This is a genomic window from Salegentibacter sp. 24, assembly GCF_004362395.1.
GTDB lineage: Bacteria > Bacteroidota > Bacteroidia > Flavobacteriales > Flavobacteriaceae > Salegentibacter.
Map to the genome: position 1 here is coordinate 69,392 of NZ_SNWE01000022.1, position 7,025 is coordinate 76,416.

A 7,025-nucleotide genomic window follows, 5' to 3' on the forward strand; every position below is an offset into this window, starting at 1 on the left:
TATTATTTCTATTGGTGTGCCGGATTCTCTCTTTTTAGAATTAACCCTGTTATTAATGATATTATAAACCCGAAAAATAAGCTTCCTACAAGGGCCATGGTTGCAAAAAACCAGGCGCTACTGAACATTTTTGTCATTTCTAGCGCTTGGGATTGCTGAGATTCAGGTACGCCCTGTTCTGTCATTTTTAAAACTGCTTCATCATATACTTTTTCTGAAAACTCAGGATATACAAAGCTATAATGAATGTATGAATAAATTGCAGCGATTACCCCACTTATTACTGCTACAGCCAGGCCTACTTTTAAGGCTTCTTTGAGACTTAAAAAACCATTGTTATTTTCCTTAAATTTTTTAATAGCCAGGACGAAAATAGCTATTGAGACAAGCGTGTTTATGACTCCCACGATCCAGTTATCCTGTGCTACATTAAAAACATAAATGAGTACAAGAACTAAAATGGAGTAAATAGCGAGAACTATCCCGTAAGGATAGGCAACCGATTTTACTGAGGTAGAATTTTCCATAATTTAAGAGTGTTTAGTTATAACCGGTTAGTAAGCAAATATAAGAAAACGTTACATTGCACCTGAATTAAAAAATAATTTTGTCTATCCATTGTTTTTATAATTGAATTACTTAAATTTGCACCTCGAAAATTAAAAGAACTAAAAGCGATGAAGCAGGGAATCCATCCGGAAAATTATAGATTGGTAGCATTTAAAGATATGTCTAACGAAGATGTATTCATTACCAAATCTACCGCGAACACTAAAGAAACTATTGAAGTAGAAGGTACAGAGTATCCACTTATAAAATTGGAAATCTCCAGAACTTCACACCCATATTACACCGGCCAAACCAAATTGGTGGATAGTGCTGGTCGTATCGACAAGTTTAAAAACAAGTACAAGAAATTTAAGAAATAAGTTTTTTGTTATATATAATTTCTGAAAGTCGTCTTTATTAAGACGACTTTTTTTTTACCCAAGTTTTAGATATTATCAATTGTTGGTCTTTTTAGCATTATTTTCCTTCTAAAACAGCCTTCGATTTCACAACTTAAAACCAGGTAAACTTGCCTTAAGGCAGTTTATTTGTATTTTTGAACCTTAAATTTGTGCGGATGAATTATATATTATTTGACGGTTCTGCCCGGGACCGCTTACTCCCTTTTACTTTCACGCGACCTGTTGCTGATATTAGAATAGGGATACTTAGCATAAGAGAAAAATGGGAATTGCTCTTAAGGTCTACTACTTCAACAATTACTGAGGACTATTTGGCTGAAAAATGGCCTATGGTAGAACTAGAGGAAAATGTAATGATCAATGCTTCCTTTCTACCTAGTCCTGAATATTTAGAACAATTAAAAAACCTGAAACCTAATCAGGCCATTTTTCACCAAGAAGATATTGTTGCTTTCCATGCTTATAAGGAGCAGGAAGTGGTATTAGACGAGTATGATCAGATTGAACTATGTGAAGGGGTAATTCAATTAAATAATTCCTGGGATATTTTCTCAAAAAACGCAGAGGCTATAGAAGCCGATTTTCAACTATTGACCAAAAACAGAAAATCTGAACCCATTCACGAATCTAACTATGTTAAAAATCCTGAACGTATTTTCCTGGAAGAAGGCGCTGAAGTAGAAAACTGTTCCTTAAATGCTTCCACCGGCCCAATTTATGTAGGAAAGAACGCTAAAATCCTGGAAGGAAGCCTTATAAAAGGTGCTCTGGCTGTTTGTGAAGGCGCACTGGTGAAAATGGGTGCTAAAATTTACGGACCTACCACTTTAGGTCCTGGAAGTCGTGCTGGTGGGGAAATAAACAACGCTGTACTTTTTGCGAATTCCAATAAAGGCCACGACGGATATTTAGGAAATTCAGTTATTGGGGAATGGTGTAATCTTGGGGCTGATACTAATAATTCTAACTTGAAAAACAATTATGCTGAAATCCGTATCTGGGATTATCAGACGGAGGGTTTTGCGAAAACCGGACTGCAGTTTTGTGGATTAATGATGGGAGATCACAGTAAATGCGGAATAAACACGATGTTTAATACGGGTACGGTAGTTGGCGTAAGTGCGAATATCTTTGGCGCTGGATTTCCAAGGAATTTTGTACCCAGTTTCAGTTGGGGCGGTAGTGCGGGCATGACAACTTACAAAACCCAAAAAGCTTTTGAAGTAGCTGAAATTGTTATGAAACGACGAAATATGGAATTTGCAGAAGTGGATAAAAAAATACTGGAACACGTTTTTGAGGAAACAGGCAAGTGGAGGAGGGCTTAGGAAGCAGGATTGATTGCTAAAACATTACTTTCCAGAAAATTATTAAAACCATCAGCATAATAACAGCGGAGAATATTATTATTTTCCGCTGTCTTTTTTTTTGTTCTCTAGATTTATTTTTTTTTCTAATTCTCAGGATTTCCATCGGATTTGTTTCGGTGGTTTTAATCCCCCGGATTCCTGAACCGGTAATTTTTTGAAAATATTTTGTTTTTGATTTTTTATCTCGCCGATTTTTTTTAAAAATCACATTGGCACCACCTGTACTTCCTCCAAAACCCATACTATTAAAATTAGAGCTTTATAATATATACATATTCATTTCACCTTAAGATGCTTTTCTAAAAAAGCTTGCTTGGTAAGTATTACTATTTCCAACATTATCAGTCACAATTACCTTTAATAGGTTTTCGGTGTCCGTTACCACCCCATCGTCGAAATCGTGAGTTAATGTATTATTTTTATACTCATACTCCATAAGAATAAATTTTCCGTTTACCGTAGCCCTGTAATTTTTAATTCCGGAGAGATCATCACTGATTTTTAACTGCAAAGTATTATTATTTGAAATCCATTGTCCATCCTTTAAATTAACCGGCCAAATTTTTGGCGGGGTAACATCGGAAGCTAATGTATATTTTCCAAAAGTTCTTGTGCTCGTTGTAAAGCGATTTTTATCCTTATAAGTTGACGAATAAGATGGTTGATCTCTATAACCTAATTCGGCAATAAAAAGCTTTTCTTTTTCCTCCGGAGAAAATTCACTGACGTCAAAACCAATCGTTATATTCTTATGAAGTGGAGTGTGCTCATTGTGGACTTTCACTATGTTTTCCCCAAATTCCAGATCAAGGTAAGTATCTTGATAAAGACTTCCTTCTGGAATATAAACATCTATTCCATTAGCTTCTGCATTAAAAGGCTGATTCGCCTGGGCCAAATAATCTGTTTTCTCCACTTCTTTAGGCGCAATGCCAGTTCGCTGCATACCCTGAATAGGAATTCTGATTACTCGCTTGTTACCAGCAAAATCACTTACGGTTATTGTGTAATTATATTGAAGACTATCCTGAATATGAAGTTCTCCTTTGTTTATCACATCTTCATAAAGGCTTAGCGGATTGCCGTTTTCAATAAAGAGTTTTTGAATTCGTTTGTTGTTCTTACTGTAATATTCGTAATCGATAAGTTGATTGAGGTGGCGGGTTTCAGAAAAGGAAAATCGATTAAAGGGTAAGCTGAAAACGCGATCTCCATTTAGTTCAGCTGCGATTTTATAGACGCCATTACGGTTAGGCGCTCCATTTTGTTGATCCACTGTGGAAACCCCGAAACCGATGTTTCCGCAAGCTTCAATTTCCCTGGCTATATAACTGCCATCTTCCAGTGGGGTTAGGTTGATTTTTTGGCGTTCTAGAGAGCCATTTATATGTGCCTCTTCGTCCAGAGGATAGGCGAACAATCCATCTATAATTGGCGCACGATTATCTTCTATTTTTATTCCAAACATTTTCGGGTTCATTGGCCGCTGGCTTCCATCTCGAATTTCAAAATGCAAATGGGGACCACCGCTACCTCCTGTGTTACCGCTAAAAGCAATAAGTTCATTTTTTTCTACCGGTAATTCACCGGTTTCAGGGAAAAGTTCTATTTCATAAGTTTCATTCTCATATTGCCGTTTTTTAATATAAGCTTCAATTTCAGGGGAAAATTCTTTTAAATGTCCATACACCGTTGTGTACCCATTAGGATGCTGAATGTATAGAGCTTTCCCGTAACCGTAATGCTGAATTTTAATTCGACTTACCTGTCCTTTTGCGGAAGCTACTACATTTAAACCCTGTCTTTGTTGAGTTTTAATATCCAACCCGCTATGAAAATGATTAGAGCGCAATTCTCCAAAAGTACCTGATAACACTAGCGGCACCTCGAGGGGGTCTTCAAAATAATCCTTTGGAATATTTGATTGTGCAATGATTGAAGTATTAATAAACAAGAGGAGAACAACTAGAATTGATTTCATATAAATTTTTAATTTGGGGTCTATCCAGGCGGTAAAGTTAATTAAAGTTTAAGCAAATATTAAAGCCTTAACGCATAGAAACTTAGCAATAGTCTTGCCTATTTTTGAAAATAGACCAAAAAACAATTGGCATATTAGAGCGCGAATGTTAACTTTGTGTGGACAAGCATTACATTTGGCTTTTATGAGTGAATTGACAGAAATCGTTGATAGCCTTGAAAATAGGATTAGCAAACTACTTCATAAATACGAAAATTTAAAGCAGGTTTATAATTCTTTAGAGGAAGAAATGATTGCTGTTAAAGAGGAAAACCAAATATTGGTTCAAAAACTTGAAGGTTCTAATCAGGAAGTACAGAACCTAAAAGCCGCCAATGCAATGCTGGGCAGTACCGAATTCAAAAAAGAGACTAAGCTTAAATTAAATAGCTTAATTAGGGAAATTGATCAATGTATTGTTCAATTATCTGAATAATAAATATGGCCGATAAACTAAAAATAAAACTTTCTATCGCAGATCGTGTGTATCCTTTAACCATTAATCCACAACAGGAAGAAGGTTTGCGCAAGGCAGCTAAGAAAATTGAAGCCATGATTAAGCAATTTGAGCAAAGTTATGCCGTAAGGGATAAGCAGGATGTGTTGGCCATGTGCGCTTTACAATTTGCAGCCCAAACCGAGCAAAAGGATATAGATAGATCTACCGATACACTTAAAGCAGAAGATAAACTTAAATCGCTTAATGATTTACTGCAGAAACATTTGGTATCATAAACGTTCTTTAAATAAATAAAGGTTACTGCCTGTATTAGTGATATTTTGATAAACTCAACAGAGATTCTTTAAAGAGGGTGAGTCTAAGTTGTAAAAGCGCGCCGCCATTGAGCGGATTCTTGATCAGCTTGTTAGCCCTAAACTTGTTTTTAAGGAGTTTAATCCAAAAAACCATCTAATACAGGCTTTTTTTATACATAAATTTTAAATATGGAAATATTATTAAATATAATTATCGGGGTTGTTGGAGCAGCAATTGGATTTGCCATTGCCAAGCAGTTGGAGCGTAAAAGGGCTTCACAAACCATCAAGAATGCCAAAAAAACGGCTGCAAATATTCTAAAGGAAGCAAAATCGGAAGGAGAAAGTATCAAGAAAGATAAGATTCTTCAAGCCAAAGAGAAGTTTATCGAATTGAAATCTGAGCACGAGAAAGTGATTTTGAATCGTGATAAGAAGATGAATGATGCCGAAAAACGCATCAGGGATAAAGAATCTCAGGTATCCGGAGAGCTTTCTAAAAACAAAAAACTCAATAAAGAATTCGAGGAAAAGTTAGCTGATTATAATCATCGCGTAGAATATCTTGAAAAGAAACAAGAAGAAATTGATAAATTACACAATAGCCAGATCCAGCAATTGGAAGTGATCTCCGGCCTTTCTGCCGATGAGGCAAAAGCACAACTCTCAGAGGCTCTTAAAGACAGTGCCAGAACAGATGCAATGGCCTTGATTCAGGACACCATAGAGGAAGCTAAATTAACTGCGCAGCAGGAAGCCAAAAAAATTATCATCAATACTATTCAGCGAATAGGAACTGAAGAGGCTATTGAGAATTGTGTATCGGTTTTTAACCTTGAAAGCGATGATGTAAAAGGAAGGATTATTGGTCGTGAAGGTAGAAATATTAGGGCGATTGAAGCTGCCACAGGGGTGGAGATCATTGTAGATGATACTCCTGAGGCAATTATACTCTCTTGTTTTGATTCTGTTAGAAGGGAAGTTGCCCGCTTATCTTTACACAAACTGGTAACTGATGGGAGAATTCACCCTGCCAGAATTGAGGAAATCGTTAAAAAAACCCGCAAGCAGATTGATGAGGAAATAATTGATATTGGAAAGCGAACGGTAATAGATCTTGGAATTCATGGTCTAAACCCTGAATTGATCAAATTGGTGGGCCGAATGAAATATCGTTCTTCTTATGGGCAGAACTTACTACAACATTCAAGAGAAGTTGCAAAACTTTGTGGGGTGATGGCATCGGAGCTAGGTATCAACCCGAAGTTGGCCAAGCGGGCTGGACTGTTACATGATATTGGTAAGGTACCTGAAACCGAAACAGAAGTTCCCCACGCAATTTTAGGAATGCAATGGGCCGAGAAACACGGGGAGAAGCCAGAAGTATGTAACGCTATTGGAGCTCACCACGACGAAATCGAAATGAATTCTCTTCTCTCACCAATTGTACAGGTTTGTGATGCTATTAGCGGCGCGAGACCTGGCGCTAGAAGGCAGGTGTTGGATTCTTATATTCAGCGTCTAAAGGATCTTGAAGAAATCGCCTTTGGTTTTGGGGGAGTGAAAAAAGCTTATGCAATTCAGGCGGGTCGAGAACTCCGAGTAATTGTAGAAAGCGAGAAAGTAAATGACGAAAAAGCTTCAAATCTTTCTTTTGAAATTTCTCAAAAAATCCAAACTGATATGACTTATCCTGGTCAGGTTAAAGTAACTGTAATACGTGAAACAAGAGCGGTAAATATTGCTAAGTAGGAAATAATTTGATTTTTATTAAAAAGGGTGTTTGGAATTATTTCCCAAACACCCTTTTCTAATTGTGTGCCGTGCATGGCGTATAACTCGACGGTGAAAGTCCGTTATGAGGGTTTATAGCTACCTATCATTAGCTAAGAGCAAGGGTGTCCACCG

General features: G+C 36.9%; 7 protein-coding genes and 1 other RNA gene. 6 read left to right on the plus strand and 2 right to left on the minus strand.

Features of this window, described 5'->3' with window-relative positions; all coding sequences use genetic code 11:
* Positions 1-8 precede the first annotated feature (8 nt).
* Positions 9-527, minus strand: coding sequence for a DUF4199 domain-containing protein (locus DET49_RS14710; protein WP_133549019.1), 519 nt, complete (start codon positions 525-527; stop codon positions 9-11).
* 150 nt (positions 528-677) lie between these two features.
* Between DET49_RS14710 and DET49_RS14715 the strand changes: the two genes are divergently transcribed.
* Complete coding sequence (locus DET49_RS14715) at positions 678-929, plus strand: type B 50S ribosomal protein L31 (RefSeq protein WP_037314972.1); 252 nt, start codon at positions 678-680, stop codon at positions 927-929.
* A gap of 197 nt (positions 930-1,126) precedes the next feature.
* Complete coding sequence (locus DET49_RS14720; protein WP_133549021.1) at positions 1,127-2,299, plus strand: GlmU family protein; 1,173 nt, start codon at positions 1,127-1,129, stop codon at positions 2,297-2,299.
* Positions 2,300-2,627: 328 nt separating this feature from the next.
* Here DET49_RS14720 and DET49_RS14725 read toward each other — a convergent pair whose 3' ends face one another.
* Positions 2,628-4,322: a M23 family metallopeptidase gene (locus DET49_RS14725; RefSeq protein WP_133549023.1), complete on the minus strand. Its 1,695-nt coding sequence runs from the start codon at positions 4,320-4,322 to the stop codon at positions 2,628-2,630.
* 184 nt (positions 4,323-4,506) lie between these two features.
* On the opposite strand from DET49_RS14725, the gene DET49_RS14730 reads away from it, so the two are divergent.
* The 4 genes from DET49_RS14730 (at position 4,507) to rny (ending at position 6,869) form a co-directional block, all read left to right on the plus strand.
* Positions 4,507-4,797, plus strand: a complete 291-nt coding sequence (locus DET49_RS14730) for a hypothetical protein (RefSeq protein ID WP_133549027.1) — start codon at positions 4,507-4,509, stop codon at positions 4,795-4,797.
* Between the two features lie 5 nt (positions 4,798-4,802).
* On the plus strand, positions 4,803-5,096 hold the full coding sequence (locus DET49_RS14735; protein ID WP_037314959.1) for a cell division protein ZapA: 294 nt from the start codon (positions 4,803-4,805) through the stop codon (positions 5,094-5,096).
* A 52-nt stretch (positions 5,097-5,148) separates the two neighbouring features.
* Positions 5,149-5,256, plus strand: a non-coding RNA gene (ssrS, locus tag DET49_RS14740) — 6S RNA.
* A gap of 50 nt (positions 5,257-5,306) precedes the next feature.
* On the plus strand, positions 5,307-6,869 hold the full coding sequence (gene rny, locus DET49_RS14745) for a ribonuclease Y (RefSeq protein ID WP_133549025.1): 1,563 nt from the start codon (positions 5,307-5,309) through the stop codon (positions 6,867-6,869).
* The last annotated feature ends 156 nt before the right edge of the window (positions 6,870-7,025 follow it).